The following is a 19,013-nucleotide window of genomic DNA, read 5'->3' on the forward strand; positions in this document are numbered from 1 at the left end:
GCAACCTGGTGTGGTGGCCTTGCGTTCATCGCCAATATATCACTGGCTTCTGATGCTCACACCCGCCGCCAGGGATTCGTGTGCGTGATGAGCGCTACGGCGATGACAGATCATGCTTTGCCTCTCACATCTGATCGCCACAGACGGTAGAATGAGCGCTTTCAAGGCGTGGCATGACCAGTGGCAGGGTGGGCAAGGCTCACGCCGACGCGCATCCGCCGGTCGCCACTCAAGCGCCCATTCAGTCAGCAGGGAGGCACGACGACCATGACGACACAGCCACAGGCGACTTCCCCACAAGCGAGTGCTGGCGATGCCTCGCGAGGGGCGACATTGCGTGTCAGCCTGGTGCAGACGGACCTGCGCTGGGAAGACCCGGCGGAGAACTGCCGTCTGCTCGGCGAACAGCTGGATGCCGCTGGCCTGGTCTTGGGCGCCGATGGCCGCAATGTCGCAACCGATCTGATCGTGCTGCCCGAGATGTTCGCCACCGGCTTCACCATGAATTCGCGTGAGATGGCGCAGCCGATGGAGTCCAGCGAGAGCGTCGACTGGCTCAAGGCGCAGGCCATCACCCGTGGTTGCGTGATGACCGGCAGCATCGCGGTGCTGGATGACGGCGAGTGTTACAACCGCATGCTGTGGGCCACGCCCGACGGTGAGGTGTCGCATTACGACAAGCGCCATCTGTTCCGCATGGCCGGTGAGCATGAGCGTTATGGCATGGGTTATGAGCGGGTGCTGGTCGAGCTCAACGGCTTTCGGATCCAGCTCTCTGTCTGCTATGACCTGCGCTTCCCGACCTGGCTGCGTCAGCGTCCCGTCATCGGTGGCGTGAGTGCTGCCGAGACCGCCGCCGACAGCGCCTTTGAATATGACCTGCTGCTGTGCGTGGCCAACTGGCCGGGCGTACGGCGTCATCCCTGGCGCACGCTGCTGCAGGCGCGCGCCATCGAGAATCTGGCCTATGTGGTGGGCGTCAACCGTGTGGGTGACGACGCCAACGGGCTGCACTATACCGGCGACTCCATGGTCTGCGACTTCAAGGGCGAGCCCATCCTCGACCCCGCGCCAGACCAGCCCTTCATCGAGACCGTGACGCTTGAACGCGGCGCGCTCGACGAGTTTCGAACCAAGTTTCCGGCGTGGATGGACGCCGATCATTTCACTCTGGAGGCCTGATGCGCCTGGACAAATTCCTTACCGAAACCACGGATCTCAGCCGTAGCGATGCCAAGAAGGTCGTGCACCGCGGCGATGTCACCGTGGATGGTGAGGTAGTCAAGAACACCGCGAGCGCCGTCAAGGACGGCATGCGCGTCGAATGGAATGGCGAGCACCTGGAGCTGATGGGGCTGCGCTATCTGATGCTGTACAAGCCGGCCAATGTGGAATGCACCAGCAAGCCGGGCCTCTATGAGCGCGCGCATGACCTGATCGATCTGCCCAATGTCGAGCGCCTGAGCATCGTTGGGCGTCTCGATGTCGACACCACCGGCCTGGTGCTGATGACGGATGACGGCCAGTGGAACCATCGTGTCACCTCGCCCAAGAAGGCCTGTGCCAAGCGCTATCGCGTCACCCTGGCGCGCCCGCTGGAAGGCGATGAGCTGGCGCGCGCCGTGGAGGACTTCGAGCACGGCCTGATGCTGGATGGGGAAGAGAAGCCGACGCGTCCGGCGCGTCTCGAGATGGAAACCGCCACCGTGGGTCTGCTGTGGATCACCGAAGGCCGTTATCACCAGGTGAAGCGCATGTTCGCGGCCATCGGCAATCACGTCGAAGCCCTGCATCGCGAAGCCATCGGGGCTGTCGAGCTGGACCCGGAGCTGGAGCCGGGCGAATGCCGTTTCCTGCGTCCGGAAGAGATCGCCAGCTTCTGATCGTTGGCTTCTGATGCATCAGCGCATGCATCATCAAAAGCCCCTGTCATTTTCACGAATGGCGGGGGCTTTTTCGTGCGCGTCGTTGGCCGCCGTGTCTTGTATCGATCCAACGATCGCGCTTAAGGTAGCTGTTCGTCTGCTCGCATTGTGATTTCTTTGCGGGAAGCGCGTTTTGCAGAAGTGATGTTTATACAGAGGTCGCCTTCAATCAAACGCTTGTTTCCGGTATTTTCATGACAATGGCGTATCCATAACAACAACGAGGAAAATCCACTATGTCGTCCCCCTTCACCAAGTCGTCTCCCTTTGCCAGATCCTCCCTGATGAAACCCCTGCCGCTGCGCATGGCGTTGGCGGGCAGTGGTCTGCTGCTGGCAACGCTGTCAGCGCCGGCGACTGCCGCGGAAGACGCCAGTGTCGTGTTCGCGGCGCCGCCGTGGCCGGGCGTGACCATGAAGACCGAGATTGCCTCCGAAATCTTCGAGGCGCTGGGCTATTCTCCCACCACCCGCCAACTGGGCGCGCAGATCACCTACGAAGGCATCTCGCTCGGTGAGGTCGATGTCTACCTGGCCGCCTGGTTGCCGGGGCAGAGCACCATGTACGATGCAGCGATGGCAAAGGACGCCATGGTCGACTTCGGCAATAACGTGAACGGTGCACGGGCCAATTTCGCCGTACCGCGTTATGTGGCTGAAGCCGGTGTCACTTCACTGCATGATGTCGACAAGCCGGAATTTGCCGACAAGTTCGAAAAGACCATCTATTCCATCGAGATCGGCTCGGGTTCCAGTGAAATCGCCAACCGTGCCGTCGATGAGGATATCTATGGCCTCGGCGATTGGGACCTCAAGGAGTCTTCCACTGCCGGCATGCTTGGAACAGTCGCCAATGCCATCAAGCGTGATGAGTGGGTCATGTTCGTCGGCTGGACTCCGCACTGGATGGGCGTCGAATACGACATGGTCTTCCTCGATGATCCAGAAGACCTGTGGGGGCCGGGCGGCGGCAAGAGTGACGTGAGAACTCTGGCCAACAAGAAATGGTCTGAAGCGCATCCCAATGCCTCCGTCTTCCTGGATCAGATCTCCTTTACCTCCGAGGAGCAGAGTGAACTCATCTATGGCTATGGCAAGGAAGAGCGCCCGCAGGAAGAGGTGGCGGGAACATGGATGAAGGCCAATCCGGGCAAGGTCAAGGCCTGGCTGGATGGCGTGACCACCCGTGATGGCGAACCTGCCTGGCCGGCCGTCAAGGAGGCACTTGGCCTGCCGGAGGCATGATTGACAGCTTGAAAAGGTGCCGCTGATCTTTGCGGATGCAGCACCTTGAATATAGTGGTAAGAACACGAAGCCCGCTCATTGAGCGGGCTTCGTGCGTTCTACAGCAGCGAACGTGTCAAGAAAGCGCACAGCGTCAGAGACGGGAATAGCTTCGGGTGTGTCGCGCACCAGGGGGTGAAATCACTGTCATGCAAATCTTGCATGGAAAATCCAAATAAAGAATTGGTCGCGAGATAGGGGCCTGTATCACCATCAGTCTGCACTCTGCGCTGCTTCCACGCGCAGCCAAGAACAATGACAAGAAGGAAACACTCATGGCTGATTCAGGTTCTTCCTCCGCCCCGATACCCCGCTCTCCCGGGCCCATTGCGCGCTTTCTGTCTCCCTGGACAAGACTGGCGCTGTGGAAGCAGATCTTCATCGCACTGATTCTGGGCCTGGGGCTGGGCATCGTGCTCAACCAGACCGGGCGCGCCGATATCGCCGCCGATATCAAACCGCTGGGTGACCTGTTCATCCGCGGCATCAAGATGCTGATCGTGCCGCTGGTCTTCATCTCGCTGGTCACTGGCGTGGCCTCGCTCAACAACCTCTCCAAGATCGGGCGCCTGAGCGTCAAGACGCTGGTGCTCTATCTGGGCATGACGGCGGTCGCCATCACCATCGGCCTGGGGCTGGCCACCGTCTTCCAGCCGGGTGTCGGGATCGTCCTGGGCAGCGCGGCCAATGTCGAGGTGCGTGAAGCGCCGACCGCCGTCGATACGCTGCTCGGGCTGGTGCCGACCAATGCCGTCGAAGCCTTCGCCGAAGGCAATGTACTGCAGATCATCGTCTTTGCGATCCTGTTTGGCCTCTCCATCACGCTGGTGGGGGAGAAAGCCCGTCCGGTACGCGTGTTCTTCGAGTCCGCAGCGGAAATCATCTATCGCATGACCAGCATCATCATCGCCTTCACCCCCTACGGTGTCTTCGCCCTGATGACCTGGGTGGCCGGTACCTATGGCCTGGCGATGCTCGCGCCGCTGGCCAAGGTGATCGGCATCGTCTATCTGGGCTGCTTCGTGCATGCCATCGTGGTCTATGGCGGCATGCTGCGCTTTCTGGCGCGCTTGAACCCGCTGCGCTATTTCCAGGGCAGTGTCGAGCCGATCATGCTCGCCTTCACCAGCACCTCCAGTTCCGGCACCTTGCCGGTGACCATGATGGCCGCCGAGCAGAATCTGGGCGTCAAGCGGGGTGTCTCGAGCTTCGTGCTGCCGCTGGGCGCGACCATCAACATGGATGGCACCGCGCTGTACCAGGGCGTCTGCGCGCTGTTCATCGCCCAGGCCTATGGCGTTGATCTGGGCATGACCGAATACGTCACCATCATCATGACCGCGACGCTGGGCTCCATCGGTACCGCCGGTGTGCCGGGAGCCGGCTTGATCATGCTCTCGCTGGTGCTGACCTCCGTCGGCCTGCCGCTGGAAGGGGTCGCCATCATCGCCGGCATCGATCGTGTGCTCGACATGGCACGTACCGGCCTCAACGTGGCGGGCGACTGCGCCGTCAGCTGCCTGGTCGCCAAGAGCGAAGGCGAGCTGGACGAGCAAGTCTTCAATACGCCCCACGTCATGCGCTCAGAGCTCAGTTGAGCGCTCTTGTCTGAACACCAACCGCGTCATCATCATCGGCTTGTCGGCATCCGCGTGATAAGCGTGTCAAGGACATCAGGAGAACATCGTCATGGAACGCCCCAACGCACCTTCACATAAAGCCAGCCCCTCTGTCGTCCGCTACGGCGTCGTGGGCGGCCTGGGGGCGATCGGCAGCGCGGATGTCCTGCTCAAGACGGTGCGCGCGGCGCAGTACTGCAAGCCACCGGGCGGGGTGGATATCGCCTTCGAGCAACGTCACTTCGATGACGGGCCGGGAATCGCCGCGGAGGCCTATGACCCGCTGCGACGCAAGTTCTACGTCTACAACGTGCTCAAGGACATGCAGGGCAAGGTCGAGAACGCAATGGTGCCATGCTTTCTCTCGCATACCTTCCTGGCCGAGATCACCCCGGAAATCAGCGTCAACGTCGTCGATATCTTCGATGCGCTGCTGGCGCGCATTCGCCGCGACTATCCCGAGGTGCGCAAGATCGGCGTGCTGACCTCAAGCTACGTGCGCGCCTCCGGTATCTTCGAGCAGCGCTTCGGGGAGCCGGAGGCCACGATGGCTGTCACGGATGCCACGCAAGACGGTAACCTCGTGGCAGGTGATGGCCTCGAGGTCATCTACCCCGATGCCACGCTGCAGCGTAATGCCCTGATGCAGGCCATCTATGGGGCCAGCGGCATCAAGAGTGGCCATCATGGTGGTGAGTGTCTGCAACTGTTGCTCGAGGCCTGTGATGGCCTGGTCAGTCAGGGCGCGGAGATCATCGTGCCGGGCCTGAGCGAGATTCCGGTGCTGATGGAGTCGCTGCAGCCGCTGGTGCCGGTGCCCTTGCTCGACTCCAACCTCATCTACGCCGAATACGCATTGGGCGTGGACCGCGAGCGCGAGAATCGCAACTTCAAGCTTGGCGTGCTCGGTGGGGTAGGGCCGGCGGCCACGGTGGACTTCATGCGCAAGGTGGTCAGCCTGACGCGTGCCGAGCGCGATCAGGACCACCTCAAGATGGTGGTGGAGCAGAATCCGCAGATTCCCGATCGCACCGCCAATCTGATCGGCAAGGGCGAAGACCCGAGCATCCCGATGCTCGCGACCTGTCAGCGGCTGGAGGCCGATGGCGCCAATGCCATCGCGATTCCCTGCAATACCGCGCATGCCTTCGTGGCGCGTATCCAGCCCTATATCGGCATCCCGATCATTAACATGCTGACGGCGGTGGTCGATCATATCGCGGCGATGCAGGCGCCGGTGGCGCGGGTCGGGTTGATCGCGACCAGCGGCACCGTGATCAGTCGGGTCTACCACGACATCATCGAGGCCTCGGGGCGTGAAACGCTGGTGCCCGATGCGCGCTGTCAGACCCAGGTGATGGAGGCGATCTACGGGCATCACGGCGTGAAGGCGGGCCATACGGCAGGGGAGTGCAGCGAGCATCTGCAGGCTGCCATTTCCCACCTGCTGGCGCGGGGCGCAGAAGTGATCATCCTGGGCTGTACCGAGCTTCCGTTGATCGAGCTCGATGCGGCACTGCGTGAGCGGGTAGCGCTGCTCGACCCCGCGGAAATTCTCGCGCAGCGCTGTGTGGCACTGGCGCAAGCCGAGGCCTGATTGGCGCTTCATCCATCCGATCAGCCAGTGAAGAGAGCTTGAAGAAAAGACACCCAGCGACGCGATATACTGCGCTCACGCAGGCTCGCTGTGTGCCTTTGCCTCATTCATGCCTCTCTTCAGGTGCTTTGCCGTGGAAATGAACTGGCTGGAAGACTTCCTCACCCTGGCGGTGACGCGTAATTTCTCGCGCGCCGCCACCCTGCGCAACGTGACGCAACCGGCCTTCAGCCGTCGTATTCGCAATCTGGAATACTGGGTCGGCGCCACCCTGATCGACCGCAGCCTGTTCCCCGTCGGCCTGACTCCCGCGGGCGAATCCTTCCAGCGCACCGCCCAGGATGCGCTCTCGGTATTGCGCGTCGGCCGTGATGAGGCGCTCGGCTTCGTGCCCAAGATAGAAGAAGTCGTCTCGATTTCCGCCTCGCACACGCTGGCGGTCAGCTTCTTCGTCGACTGGCATGAACAGCTGCAAAACCGACTGGGCAATCTCAAGGCACGCATCGTGCCCGACCACGTCGCCGGCTGTGTCGATGCCCTGATCAGCGGCAATTGTGATCTGATGCTGGCCTACAACAGCCCGCTACTGCCTACGCTCACCGACATCGTGCGCTATCCCTCCATCGTGCTCGGCTCCGAGCGGCTGGTGCCCGTCAGTGCCGTCGATGACGCTGGCCAGGCACTTTACTCCCTCGACAGCGACACGCCGCAACCCTACCTCTGCTACTCCAGTGACAGCTATCTCGGCCGACTGACCGCACTGATCATCGGACGCCAGAACCTCGCCGCGCGTCTCAACTTCCGCTACGAATGCTCGATGTCTGACGTGCTCAAGCGTGGCGCACTCGCCGGTAGCGGCATCGCCTGGGTGCCGGAGCGCGCCGTGCGCGACGAGCTGGCCGCCGGGCGCCTCGTCATCATCAGCGATGACAGCCACACCGCGCCGCTGGATATCTGCCTCTTCCGCCACGCCGAGCACGACCAGCGCGTGGCCGAACGCATCTGGCAAGCCTGTCTGACCGACGAAGACGAGGCCCTCGAATCAGAATGATAATTCGCTGGCGGCGTACCAGGTCAGAGGAAGAAAGCTCAGGGGGTAGGGCTGGAGAAAATGGAAAAGAAAGCCCAGAACAATGACCTGACATCATCGCCAGAGCACGACGCAAGACGGGAGCCACTGGGGCTCCCGTCTTGCATTACTGCATCTAAGCGCATCTGAGCGCATTCAACCGTATCTGATCGCATCTCAGCTCGCAGCTCTATCGACTGCAACTGCATCGGCCGCAACGGCAAGTCATGCATTGCCTCTCACGACAGTCGACGCGAATTGGCCGTCGTGCGCTTGTGCAACGGCTTGATGAAGAGGGTGCCCGTCGTCCACCACGGCGCCACCTTGCCGCCCGTCATCGCGTTCATCCACGCCTTCTGCATCACGAACCACATCTCCCAGCTGGCTGCGATCTTCTCCGACACCATCTTCTGGTTCTCGGTGATCATCTTCGGGTCCAGCGGCGACTGGGTTCCCCACAACTGAGTGCGCGACATGATGGTCGACATGGCTGTCGACCACATCTCCACCGACGTCGTGCCCAGCTTCCAGACATCGAACATCGCAGCCGGCGTCGTCGGGACCAACTCTGACCAGGCAGGTTGTTTAGCCATTGTACTCTCCAGGTAAGGAACATGAATACAGTGATACGCCTGTTTTTGTTGCAGTGCAATATGAGTTTTGACTGTGGGACGAGATCGGGCGATTCGGAGCCTCCCTTATCACCACTTTCTTTATAAATCAGTGGGTTATCGATAGCTGATGGCTCGAGAAGCCGGAATTTTCCGTGCTGAGGCGGAAATTTCCCATGGGCCTGGGGAAAGTGGACTTTTGGGATTTGTTGGCAATGTCTTACGCAGGCGTATGAATTTCCTGAAGCTCGGTACCAGTTCAGTCAGACAGTAGACGTAAGCGTTAGCGAATGGCGCGGAAAATTCCGGCGTGTAGCAGGGCGAGATAGAGGGGAGGGTGCAGCGAGGTGCGCTGAGTATCGAGTCTGGTGTCTCGTTAATGCGACGCCGGATGTCGCATTGAACTAACGATTGCTTCTCGGGCATGTCTCGACTCGGCTATTATTAGGTTTCTTGAAATCTCCTATATTCAGATATGTATTTCTCGCCAAGGCAGGACGCCATGGTGGAAGACCATGAGATGGAGCTCGCCCCAGCGGTAAGCGCCGTGCGGTAGCCGTGCTAAAAGTAGAAGGTCAGTTGATACGCTACCTCGCCGACGTTACCTCTACCAAGAAGCCCAGTACCCAAAAGAGCGAACGCCACAAGGCCAACACGCTCATCGAACACTTGGGAAAATACTCGCTCGCGGCGCTTACGCCGGAGTTGATCGCCAACTTCCGTGACACCCTTTTGAACTGCATTGGCCATCGTGGCCAGTCCATCAGCGGCAATACCGTGCGCTTGGAGCTCGCCTTGCTCGGCCATCTCTACACCGTGGCCATCCAGGAATGGGGCCTCGGCCTGACCTGCAACCCCGTTCAGAACATCCGCAAACCCAGCCCTGGAGAAGGCCGCGACAGGCGCCTGAGCCCCGACGAGGAGAAGCGTCTGTTCGCCGGCTACGGCAGCACAGCAACCCCATGCTGGCTTGGATCGCTAGAATCGCTCTGGAGACGGGTATGCGCTCCTCAGAGATCCTGACCCTCACTCGCTCACAGGTCGACGTGAGACGCCGCGTGGTGCGACTCACCGATACCAAGAACAACGAAGCCCGCCTGGTACCGCTGACTCAGGCTGCCACCGAGGTATTCAAGCAAGCGCTGAACAGCCCCGTGCGCCCGCTTGACTGTGACCTGGTGTTCTTCGGTGAGCCCGGCAGGGATGGAAAGCGTGGCCCTACGCCTACACCAAGCTCTGGAACCAAGCGAAGAAGCAAGCAGGGCTCGATGACTTTCGCTACCACGACCTACGCCATGAGGCCGTCAGTCGGCTGGTCGAGGCGGGACTATCCGATCAGGAGGTCGCCGCGATCAGTGGTCACAAGTCGATGCAGATGCTGCGGCGGTATACGCATCTTAGGGCGGAGGATTTGGTGGAGAAGCTGGATAGACTGAGGGATGTCTAATACATTAGATGATAGTTTGACTACACTGTCAGTAACGCTGAGGCTGCTTTCGACCTACAGAGCCATGCAGGCAAAGGCAATATATACGTTATTGGTGATATGTAGCATAGTTAATAAAAATTCTTGAAATTAGTTGGTTGGGTGATATTGGAAAGTTGAATACGTGAATTCGTTCACGTGGGAAACGCGTGTGCTATCTAATACCTGTTTGTTTATAAGGACGCTGGAGTATAGATGGAAGTAAGAAACATCAAGCTCTACATTGATGGTCGTTGGCAGTTGACTGACCTTAATGTTCTGACGAGAGTCTATATCCAGCTTTACGGACTTCTTTACTCTCTTGATGTCGCCGAAGATTATCTGGATGGAGAAATTCAATATATCTACGGGAAATATCCGTGGCGCGGTGGCTTCAGCGCTGTGAATTTCTATCATAACCTGTTCGTTAAAATGCCTCGAGCCTATAAGCCTGAGATCAAATCAATTCAGTATGCATCTCCAGGTTTTATTGAACTCTCTCAGTTAGTAGAGGTGGCAAGGGACGTGGCCCAAATCGTTGGTTATGTGTCTGCTGCAATCCTTGCGGGGAATAAAACATACAGTACAATCCAAAAGGGTATTAGTGAAAGAAAGCTATCTAAAATTAATTTGCGTAGCGAGGAGCTTTCGTTGCTTGAGAAAGAAAGGGTTTTTATTCACAAGTCTGTGAATGACATAGCTAGAGTCATGGGAATAAAACCTGAGACGCTCTCAAAACTCTATTTCAGAACAGAGAACAACGAGCTGGCTGTCCTCAAGATTCTATCATCTGTTTATCGGAGGGCTCGTGATTTAGCTAAGCTTCAGAATCAAGGTAAGCTGGATATAAAGAGGGATCATATTGAGAGAAGGGAAAATAAAGATCAAAGGAAGGCGGACTCGTAAGTTTTTCTCTGCTTTGAGTTGTTAATACTGACCGGAGGTATGGAGATTTGCCTGAAAGATTAGAGCTTACGAAAAACGCGCAATTCTATGTACCAAAGAACATCATTGATGATTCAATCATAAACGACGTTCTGGTTGCGGCTACTGATAATATGGTGGTAGGCTCAGAGTTTGTAATCGACCTATTCAGATCAGATAGAGTGGTAGAGGAACATGGCATAAATTATATGTGCTCAATTAGAGTCTTTCCTTCTGCCCGCCCTGTATATTTTATCGATGAAGAGCTAGAAGATAGAGTCTTCGCTTTTATTATCTTGATTGAATATGGGAATTACTTGGCTGTGTTTAAAAAAAGTTGTGCAAACATATCGGAGGTGTTAAAAGACCACTTTTCTCTTATTGATAGCAGAGATCTTAGCTCAACATTTGATGATGGCGAAGTAGAATTTCAAAAGTTAGCTTTGAGAAATATGACGGTGTCAGAAAGGGCAATGAGGGCTCGATCATACGAAGCTGCAGATTTGAAAGGCTTGCTATCAACTCATTCAGCCGGAAGGTCAATACCCTATTATTTAAAATTCAGGCAGGGAGCTGTTACAAAAACAATTTCTGGAACAGGTCGTATTGTTGAATCTTCTCAGAGAAAAACTCTTGATGAAATAGCATCTTGGGTTAAAGATCAGGTGGATAGTATTGAAAATCCATCGACTAACAATAGTTTCTTGGACTCTTTCGCAAAGAAAGTAGAGCTGGCTGATGTTCTAGCCATATGTGAGCCTTCAGCAATTCTAATAGAAAGCAATTCTTTGTACGAAAGAATTCAAAAGGATGGGTTGTCAATTCAATATAGAGCATCGAAGGGGCGTAATATCGAAGTTTCTGGGAGAGTCATAAATTCCTTGTTTTCTTCTCTTGAAAAAGTTTATGAGCTCGATTCCGACTACAATGTAGTTGGTAGGAAGGGGTGTTCTAAGCTTAGGAAGAATGAAAAAACCCTCACACTTTCATCGAAAATTTTGAGCAAGTTTCGTGTGGTAGAGAGTGGGAAAGATGTAACTTTACAGAAATTTATTATAAAAAATGGTTTCTACAGCGTAACATTTTCAGACCCCAAGTTCATGTACTTTATGGGGTCTTGTTTCGAGGATATATCGGGTATTTCTGAAATAAGTAGTATTCTTGAAATACTACAACCTAAATACCAAATTTCAGCAGTAACTTCTGAAAAGGGCTTGTTTACAAGTTCTTCCAGTGATTTTGATGCTGATTCAATGTTTGGAGTTGTTGAGAAATTGCATGAGGATGATGATTATATATTTTGCGATGACTTCGGCACGGAGTGGGCTGACCACATAACTCTAAATAAAAAAGATTCAAGTGTTAGCTTTATACACTCAAAACATGGTGATATTAGTACCTCTGCTAGCAATCTCCATGAAGTTGTTGGTCAAGGTATTAAGAATCTAGGGTATATGTATTTCAACAAAAAACAAATGCTTGATCGAATAAATGGTACGTTTTCCAATACCTACAATAACAAAAAGGTTAAGACAAAAATAAATAGAATAAGAAAAGGAAGCGTAAGTGATGCGGATAATTACCTTGATGATCTATTGAAAGATTATAAGTTGCACAGAAGGTGTATTTTGAGCTGCTCTTTCTTATCGAAGTCGTCAGTCGAGTTTGAGTTTAGAAAAATCCAAGCTGGTACGCCCGTGAGAGGCCATATAGTGCAGTTGTTATGGATATTGTCATCATTTGCGCATGCTGTGAGAGATATGAATGCAATCCCAATTGTTTACTGTAACGTGTAGTGTTAATAAGTCATTGAAAACAGAAGAATTTCTCGCTGAGCTCCTAATGTATCAGTGAAGAAGCGTTATATGAGATTTATAGGGGTGGACGAAGATAATCATAAGAGCTGTTACGATATTTTTCGATTTCATCTTTGGTGGTTGCTCGAGCATAGGGTGCTATCAAGAAGAATATTTATTTGAAGGTAGTCTGTTATCCACTGGTTGTATGTCAGATGTTACAAAGCCCAACGTCAATGAACACCGGGAAACTATGGCGAACCTTGGAGACTAACTCTTTGATTCGAAGGAGGCTATGTCAGAGGCGGGATATGTTATCAATGCCTGCAATGTCACTCCCAAGAAAGTACGTTACTGCATGGGAATTAAGAAGGTTTTAGAAGTGCGTGCCAGAGAGGTGTGCCCGACCTATGGCTCTTTCCGTAAAGATGGTACATTTTCTTCGTCCCAAGGGAGGTGGACGTGTTCGCATCATAGGGGAGTAACACGCTAAACATATAACCATGCAAGTTAAGGCGGCGGCTTTTCCTTCGTGGCTACCGCTTCCACTACGAAGCCGCGCTTGCTTACGGCGTTATATTTAGAGGTGCTGATGAAGTACGAGACAAGGGTCGTAGCCTTTATAGATATACTTGGCTTTAAGGCTTTTCTCGAAGACACCATCGATAAAGATGGCTCTGACAACGAGAACAAAATTGATCATTTGATATCTGCATATACGGCTATCAGAGACGTATGGGATCTTGACACTAAGGAGGATCTGCTTGGATCTGATTCTCCGGAATCAAAAAAGGTTTCTATTTTTTCCGATTCCATAGTAGTTTCGTTCAAGGCTGAAGAGCCCAGCGAGGTGTTTTTTACACTTCTTGAGATCAAGTGGCTAATTATGCGACTCATATCCAGAAAGATTTTGGTACGAGGTGCCGTCTCGATTGGGAAGTTTATACACAGCGACCATTACCTTTTTGGACCGGCACTGGTTGAGGCTTACACACTGGAGTCGAAAGCTGCTATGTATCCCCGCGTCATTCTGGATAGTAGTGTCATTGAAGCTAGTGCAAACGCCAAGTCTCCGGATCATTCATCGAGTCAAGAAACAGACTTTGTTAGATCGCTTTTAGAGCAAGACTCTGATGGGATGTATTACATCGACTACTTCTTTAAGGCACAGTCAGAGCTAGATGACCCTCAGTACGATTTTCCGGAGTATATAGATAATTTGGGAGACGTTATACGTAAAGGATTAATGTCTTCAAGTCATCATACTAAGGCAGACCTGCTGGTAAAGTACTCTTGGATGCGAGAGCGATATAACAAGATGGTTGAGATAGTGACCAATAAAAATTCAGTAAACCGATTGAGATCTGAAGGTTTAGAGGAGCTGGCCGACTTTTATCAAGGGCTTAAGAAAATTAGCCCAGGAAAATATAACAAGGCGTTCCAACGGTCGCAAAAAAAGCTGCGCCGTTGAACGGCGGCGTTATATCAGCACACATTGAAGGTCCGCTTTGGCCGATACCAGACCTTTAGACTGTCAAGATTTATGTAACGTGTAGTATGTTGTATTACTATACAACATACTACATCGATTGGAGGGTGGCCATCCCTCAGTGACGCATAGGAAAAATTTAGTGGCTAAAGTTTCTTCTGCCTTTCTGCTGTGACCTCAGTAGTTCGCTACTCAATTCCATCCTTTGCTGCCTAGCATTCCTCATGCTGGATATGTTTTTCCATATGCACATGTGCATGAATGATTGTGGTTATAAAAGTGCCCCTCAAGTGTCAATGAAATAAATTTCACTGACCAACGGAATCTGTCAACATAGTTGGCACATGAAGTGGTGCTGGCTTTTTAAAATCCTGCTGCCTGCGGTATCGGATCCCGCTCCGGATCCAAATGTAGCGAAGGGCGCTGTGCCGATGCTCATGGTTGTACCACTCGGTAAATTGCTGAACCCAGTCCTGAGCTTCGGCCAGGATGGCGAACCCGTCGATGGGGAAGCCCGGCCGGTACTTCAGTGGCTTGAAGGCCGACTCGGCGAAGGCATTGTCGTTGCTGACTCGCGGTCGGCTGTACGAGGGAGTGATGCCCAGGTCATAGAGCTTTTCCAGGAAGGTCGCTGCCTTCATCGGGCTGCCGTTATCTGAATGCAGAATCACGGGTTTATGACGATCTGTCAGGCTCTCTCGCCAGCAGGCTTTCTGGATCAACTCAGCGGCTAGCTCGCCAGTCTCTGTTTCATAGATCTCGTGCCCGACGATCTTGCGGCTGAAGACGTCCATGATCAGATACAGATACCACCAAGTGCCGCGTGCGGGACCGGGCAGCCACGAAATGTCCCAGCACCAAAGCTGGTTCGGCGCCGTCGCCTGGTGAGTGGTCGGTGGGCGCTTACGCTGAGGGGCCTGCTGTCGGCCCCGGTGATGTTGCTGATCATATTCATGAAGCACTCGGTATATCGTCGACTCAGAGGCCAGGTAGCGGCCCTTGTCAGCCTGGTCGGCCACGATGAAGGCCGGAGGGCGACTTCGATACTCTGGAGCGTTGCACAACGCCACGATCGCTTTTCGCTCCTCGGGAGATAGCTTGTTGGCCGGTTCCGGGCGATCGGCGTCGGGGCGGCGGTCGGCCGTCACTTCGCCTTGTGCGACCCAGCGGTAGTATGTCCGCACGTTGATGCCCATCACCTGACAGGCCTTGGCCAGCCGAGCCCCGTCACGCTGGGCGTCTTGCACCAGGGGCACGATGCGCTGGCGATCTGGGAGGCTGGTCAGTCGTCCTCGTCGTGGGTCGTGCCCCAGATCGTCTCGGCTTTTTATGACAGGGTCAACAGGGCCGCCGTCTCGGCGAGGGCCTTGTCCTTACGGTGCAGCTCGCGCTCCAACTTACGGAGCCGCTTTTGCTCCACCTTGCGAGCCTGGCGTTGTTGCTTGGCCTGCGCTGCCACGTCGTCGTTGGCGTTCATGCAGGCATCCCGCCAGGCTTCCACCTGCTCGGGGTAGAGCCCACGCTCGCGGCAATAGGCGCTGAGTTCGGCCTCGTTCAGCGGGGCCGTCTCCAGGACGATCTGGAACTTCTCCTGGCTGGTCCACTGGTCGGGCTGGGTGGAACGTGATGGCAAAACTTGTCCTCGCTCTCTGGCCTGTTTCCGCCAATTGTAGAGAGTTGTTGCAGTGATGCCTTCCTGTTTGGCCAATTCCGGGATGGTCATGCTCATAGGCGGCGCCATCTTCTTGAGGATGGCTTCCTTACGCTCTGTGGAATAACGCACGTTGATCACCTCTCACTCTGTTTAGGTGACAACTACGCTGGCAGATAGGGTTTTCTCGGCATTATAATGCATCATATAACTAAATTTAGTGGTTGTAGTGGTATGGTGAATCTGGCTACTACAGACCACTACACCTTGGGGCTAAATATATATAGGGGAGGGGCATTCATATGCTCCTACCCCCGGTGCTTTCTAGCCCTTATCCCTGCACCCCCTTGCCGCCTTCACTCCGCTGCCGGAGTAGCTGATACATCAGGTGAGCGAAGCGTTTCTCTATCCCGCCGTCTTCCAGTATCGGCATGGACATCTTCTCCTGGTCAGCCAGTGCATCGAGCAGTACGTCGTTTAGGCGCTTGGGCAGCAGGCCCTTCATGGCGTCTTCGAGGCTGTAGCTGTTGACCTGTCCCATGAGATCTTCATCGCGCTCCAGGCGTGTGGCGAGGCCATTGGCGAAGTGGAGCTTGTCGTCGTCTTGGATCTCGGCACCGTAGAGGTCATTCAGGGTATCGATGATTTCATCCAGCTTCTTCTTCTCCGGGTCCTTCGGGGTGCCGGAGCCGACCTCGGTGATCGAGTCCAGCCCGAATTCGCCTTCCTGCTCTTCCAGGCGCAGCTCCTGCTCCTGATGCTTGGTCTGGCGGTAATGCGTCAGCTCCAGCTCACTGACATCCAGTTCCGGGTCCTTGAGGCGGTCTTCCCGCAGCAGTGGGCTCAGGTGCTTGGCGAACACGCAAAGCTGCTCTAGCTCGGTGTCTTCGTAGGAGATGATCTGCGAGAGAAACTCGTAGGCGCGCACGAAGCTCTTGAGGTTCTTGCGGAACAGGTCGAGCTCATCGCGAGAGGTACCCGCATCCTTGAGTTCCTGCTCGGCACGCTTCAGGCCCATCTCATCGCTGTTCTGCTCGGCAATATTGCGCGCATCACGCCAGACGCGGATCTGCTCGGTCAGTGCGACATAGCGCTTGTTGAAGCGATCACGCGCCGGGTCACAGTAAAACGACAGCTTCGATGACGGCGCCTTGGGGTCAAAGAAGGCTTCGGCAAACTGGGTGACTTCCTGGCCATGATAGATGCCCGTCTCGTCCAGGCTCTGTTGCATGTCATAGATGACTTGCGGGTCTGACACCGTGGCCAGCTCGCTTTCCCGGTAGTAGGGCGCGAAGGCATCCAGGATATCCTGAGTGTCATTGAAGAAGTCGAGGATGAAGGTTTCCTTGCCGGGGAAGAGACGATTGAGACGCGAGAGAGTCTGCACGCACTCCACGCCCTGTAGCTTCTTGTCCACGTACATGGCGCACAGCTTGGGCTGGTCGAAGCCGGTCTGGTACTTGTTGGCGGCGATCATCACGTTGAAGTCGTCGCTATCGAGCGCCGTGGCGAGGTCGCGGCCTTTTACGCCGGCATTGAGCAGGGCGCTGGCCTCGGTGACTTCCTCAGGGATGACATCATCGGCCGGTACGCTTCCCGAAAAGGCTACCAGCGGGTGCACGTCGTCATAGCCCTTGTCCTTCACATAGGCGAGCATTGCCAGCTGATAGCGCACGGCTTCCTGCCTACTGCTGGTCACCACCATCGCCTTGGCCTGACCGTTGAGCAGATGACGCACGTTGTGGCGGAAGTGCTCGACGATGACTTCGACCCGCTGATTGATGTTATGCGGATGCAAGCGTACCCAGCGCGCCAGGGTGCGGCTGGCCTTCTTGGAATCTACCTCTATCTCGTCACCATCCGGGTGTGAGAGCTTCCATGCCGTCTTGTAGGTGGTATAGCGGCGCAGTACATCGAGAATGAAGCCTTCCTCGATGGCCTGACGCATGGAGTAGAGGTGGAAGGGGCGAGGCTTGTTGCTATCGCTAGCCGGCAGCTCCGGCTCCGGGCGTACCCCGAACAGTTCCAGGGTGCGGCCCTTGGGCGTGGCGGTGAAGGCGTAGTAGCTGATGCGCTGACTGGCACTGCGCGCGGCCACGGCGGCTTCCATCACCTCTTCGCTGCTCAGCTCGGCTTCCGGGTCATTGGTCTGCCCGGCGCTGTTGAGCAGGGCCTTCAGCTTGCCCGCAGACGAGCCCGTCTGGGAGGAGTGGGCCTCGTCGGCGATGACGGCATAGTGGCCCTCTGCCAGTTTGGGGCGCTTTTCCAGCGCATCGAAGAGGGCAGGGAAGGTCTGCAGAGTGACGATGATGATACGGGTGTTGGCGGCCAGAGCATCCGCCAGCTGTGCTGATTTGCTGGCGCTCGCGCCTTCCCGGCTGATAGGGCACACCACGCCGTAGGCATGCTCAAACTGATAGATGGTGTTCTGCAGCTGGGTGTCCAGCACGGTGCGGTCCGTCACCACGATGACGGAGTTGAACATGCGGCTGCCATCCTCGGCATACAGGTTGGCCAGCTGATGCGCCGTCCAAGCGATGGAATTTGATTTGCCTGACCCCGCGCTGTGTTGAATCAGGTAGCGGTTGCCAGCCCCCTCATTGCGTGTGGCCTCCAGCAGTTGATTGACGACTTGCCACTGATGGAAACGCGGAAAGATCATCGTTTCCTTGGTGATGCGGTTGCCCGCGAAGTCCTCACTGGTCTTCTCCTCCAGGTGGAGGAAGCGGCCGATGATCTTTAGCCAGGCATCTGGCTGCAGTACCTGCTTCCACAGATAGTCGGTGGCATAGCTGTTGGCGTCCTCCGCAGGCGGGTTGCCGGCTCCGCCTTCCTCGCTGCCTCGGTTGAAGGGCAGGAAGAAGGTCTTGTCGCCTGCCAGGCGAGTCGTCATCGCTATCTCATCCTGACGGGCCACGAAGTGCACCAGCGCGCCGCGCTTGAAGGCCAACAGCGGCTCTTCCTTGCGGGTGATGGGATCTTTCAGCGGACGGTCCTTGCGGTACTGACGCTTGGCGGCCTCCAGCGATTGCTTGAAAGCGCTCTTCAGTTCCAGCGTGGCCACCGGCAGGCCATTGACGAACAGCACGAGGTCCAGTCGTGGGTTGTAGCTGGCCTCTCCATTGCTGCTGTCCTTGGCATGCGGGGAGTAGGACACCTCCGGCACCACGCGCAGGATGTTGGCCTGATAGCGCTGCACAGACTCCGGATTCATGGCGTGGTCCGGCATGAAGCTGCACATCACCAGCGTATTACCCGGCATCTTGAAGCCGTGGCGCAACACGGCCAGCGTGCCCACCTTCTTGAGGTGACGCTCCACCTGCTGAATCAGCACCTGCTCAGGCTTCTGTGGATTGCTGGAGCAGAGCTTGTCCCAGCGCTCCGGCCAGGCAGCCTGCTGGTAGGCAATCACATCTTCGGGGTAGAGCGCCGTGGCGCGATCGTACTGACTCGCCTTGCCCAGTTGCCAGCCACTGGCGACGAGGCTATCGACGATGTCCTGCTGAAACTGCGCTTCCTTGCTATCAGCCATGAGGCATTCCTGCTTGTTCGTGAGGAGTCGGCATGCTGGCCTGACTCACTG

14 protein-coding genes and 2 pseudogenes are annotated in these 19,013 nt (G+C 55.6%); 12 read left to right on the forward strand and 4 right to left on the reverse strand.

Features of this window, described 5'->3' with window-relative positions; translation table 11 throughout:
• Window positions 1-267: 267 nt before the first annotated feature.
• The 6 genes from AC5WNI_RS06215 (at window position 268) to AC5WNI_RS06240 (ending at window position 7,476) form a co-directional block, all read left to right on the forward strand.
• Window positions 268-1,182, forward strand: a complete 915-nt coding sequence (locus tag AC5WNI_RS06215; protein WP_176676728.1) for a nitrilase family protein — start codon at window positions 268-270, stop codon at window positions 1,180-1,182.
• The gene (locus AC5WNI_RS06220; protein ID WP_175089874.1) at window positions 1,182-1,883 is read left to right on the forward strand and encodes a pseudouridine synthase; all 702 of its coding nucleotides are present in this window, start codon (window positions 1,182-1,184) and stop codon (window positions 1,881-1,883) included. Before AC5WNI_RS06215 ends, AC5WNI_RS06220 begins: the two co-directional genes overlap by 1 nt.
• Before the next feature lie 326 nt (window positions 1,884-2,209).
• A complete protein-coding gene (locus tag AC5WNI_RS06225; RefSeq protein ID WP_176676729.1) occupies window positions 2,210-3,169 on the forward strand; it encodes an ABC transporter substrate-binding protein in 960 nt (319 codons plus the stop codon).
• 315 nt (window positions 3,170-3,484) lie between these two features.
• On the forward strand, window positions 3,485-4,807 hold the full coding sequence (locus AC5WNI_RS06230; RefSeq protein WP_495928922.1) for a dicarboxylate/amino acid:cation symporter: 1,323 nt from the start codon (window positions 3,485-3,487) through the stop codon (window positions 4,805-4,807).
• Window positions 4,808-4,898: 91 nt separating this feature from the next.
• Window positions 4,899-6,425 (forward strand): cysteate racemase, encoded by a 1,527-nt coding sequence (gene cuyB, locus AC5WNI_RS06235; protein WP_176676731.1) that lies wholly within the window; start codon window positions 4,899-4,901, stop codon window positions 6,423-6,425.
• A 139-nt stretch (window positions 6,426-6,564) separates the two neighbouring features.
• Window positions 6,565-7,476 carry a LysR substrate-binding domain-containing protein gene (locus AC5WNI_RS06240; RefSeq protein WP_253062196.1) on the forward strand — a complete coding sequence of 304 codons (912 nt, stop codon included), beginning with the start codon at window positions 6,565-6,567 and terminating at the stop codon, window positions 7,474-7,476.
• A 257-nt stretch (window positions 7,477-7,733) separates the two neighbouring features.
• Here the strand turns inward: AC5WNI_RS06240 and AC5WNI_RS06245 are convergent, their stop codons facing one another.
• Window positions 7,734-8,087: a hypothetical protein gene (locus tag AC5WNI_RS06245; protein WP_043335079.1), complete on the reverse strand. Its 354-nt coding sequence runs from the start codon at window positions 8,085-8,087 to the stop codon at window positions 7,734-7,736.
• 576 nt (window positions 8,088-8,663) lie between these two features.
• Here AC5WNI_RS06245 and AC5WNI_RS06250 point away from each other — a divergent pair.
• The 6 genes and pseudogenes from AC5WNI_RS06250 to AC5WNI_RS06275 all read left to right on the forward strand — a co-directional run bounded on the left by AC5WNI_RS06250 (window position 8,664) and on the right by AC5WNI_RS06275 (window position 13,761).
• Complete coding sequence (locus AC5WNI_RS06250; protein WP_279837487.1) at window positions 8,664-9,128, forward strand: site-specific integrase; 465 nt, start codon at window positions 8,664-8,666, stop codon at window positions 9,126-9,128.
• Window positions 9,107-9,238: pseudogene (locus AC5WNI_RS06255) on the forward strand (tyrosine-type recombinase/integrase); the annotation flags it as partial. The gene AC5WNI_RS06250 and the pseudogene AC5WNI_RS06255, both read left to right, overlap by 22 nt.
• 149 nt (window positions 9,239-9,387) lie before the next feature.
• Window positions 9,388-9,552 (forward strand): annotated as a pseudogene (locus AC5WNI_RS06260) (tyrosine-type recombinase/integrase); the annotation flags it as partial.
• A 234-nt stretch (window positions 9,553-9,786) separates the two neighbouring features.
• Window positions 9,787-10,476 carry a hypothetical protein gene (locus AC5WNI_RS06265; RefSeq protein ID WP_279837488.1) on the forward strand — a complete coding sequence of 230 codons (690 nt, stop codon included), beginning with the start codon at window positions 9,787-9,789 and terminating at the stop codon, window positions 10,474-10,476.
• Between the two features lie 47 nt (window positions 10,477-10,523).
• Window positions 10,524-12,290, forward strand: coding sequence for a hypothetical protein (locus AC5WNI_RS06270; protein WP_495928924.1), 1,767 nt, complete (start codon window positions 10,524-10,526; stop codon window positions 12,288-12,290).
• Between the two features lie 532 nt (window positions 12,291-12,822).
• Window positions 12,823-13,761 carry a hypothetical protein gene (locus AC5WNI_RS06275; protein ID WP_279837514.1) on the forward strand — a complete coding sequence of 313 codons (939 nt, stop codon included), beginning with the start codon at window positions 12,823-12,825 and terminating at the stop codon, window positions 13,759-13,761.
• A 326-nt stretch (window positions 13,762-14,087) separates the two neighbouring features.
• Here the strand turns inward: AC5WNI_RS06275 and AC5WNI_RS06280 are convergent, their stop codons facing one another.
• The 3 genes from AC5WNI_RS06280 to AC5WNI_RS06290 all read right to left on the reverse strand — a co-directional run bounded on the left by AC5WNI_RS06280 (window position 14,088) and on the right by AC5WNI_RS06290 (window position 18,962).
• The gene (locus AC5WNI_RS06280; RefSeq protein WP_279837516.1) at window positions 14,088-15,035 is read right to left on the reverse strand and encodes an IS3 family transposase; all 948 of its coding nucleotides are present in this window, start codon (window positions 15,033-15,035) and stop codon (window positions 14,088-14,090) included.
• 71 nt (window positions 15,036-15,106) lie between these two features.
• Entirely contained in the window at window positions 15,107-15,562 is a 456-nt protein-coding gene (locus AC5WNI_RS06285) for a transposase (RefSeq protein WP_279837518.1), read from the reverse strand.
• A gap of 199 nt (window positions 15,563-15,761) precedes the next feature.
• The gene (locus AC5WNI_RS06290) at window positions 15,762-18,962 is read right to left on the reverse strand and encodes a type I restriction endonuclease subunit R (protein ID WP_495928927.1); all 3,201 of its coding nucleotides are present in this window, start codon (window positions 18,960-18,962) and stop codon (window positions 15,762-15,764) included.
• Between the last annotated feature and the right edge of the window lie 51 nt (window positions 18,963-19,013).

It is taken from the genome of Cobetia sp. PDI-12MA, assembly GCF_059507695.1.

Coding starts and splice junctions, on each gene's coding strand:
- AC5WNI_RS06215 (WP_176676728.1), top strand. CDS start 268: ATGACGACACAGCCACAGGCGACTTCCCCACAAGCGAGTGCTGGCGAT.
- AC5WNI_RS06220 (WP_175089874.1), top strand. CDS start 1,182: ATGCGCCTGGACAAATTCCTTACCGAAACCACGGATCTCAGCCGTAGC.
- AC5WNI_RS06225 (WP_176676729.1), top strand. CDS start 2,210: ATGAAACCCCTGCCGCTGCGCATGGCGTTGGCGGGCAGTGGTCTGCTG.
- AC5WNI_RS06230 (WP_495928922.1), top strand. CDS start 3,485: ATGGCTGATTCAGGTTCTTCCTCCGCCCCGATACCCCGCTCTCCCGGG.
- cuyB (WP_176676731.1), top strand. CDS start 4,899: ATGGAACGCCCCAACGCACCTTCACATAAAGCCAGCCCCTCTGTCGTC.
- AC5WNI_RS06240 (WP_253062196.1), top strand. CDS start 6,565: ATGAACTGGCTGGAAGACTTCCTCACCCTGGCGGTGACGCGTAATTTC.
- AC5WNI_RS06245 (WP_043335079.1), bottom strand. CDS start 8,087: ATGGCTAAACAACCTGCCTGGTCAGAGTTGGTCCCGACGACGCCGGCT.
- AC5WNI_RS06265 (WP_279837488.1), top strand. CDS start 9,787: ATGGAAGTAAGAAACATCAAGCTCTACATTGATGGTCGTTGGCAGTTG.
- AC5WNI_RS06290 (WP_495928927.1), bottom strand. CDS start 18,962: ATGGCTGATAGCAAGGAAGCGCAGTTTCAGCAGGACATCGTCGATAGC.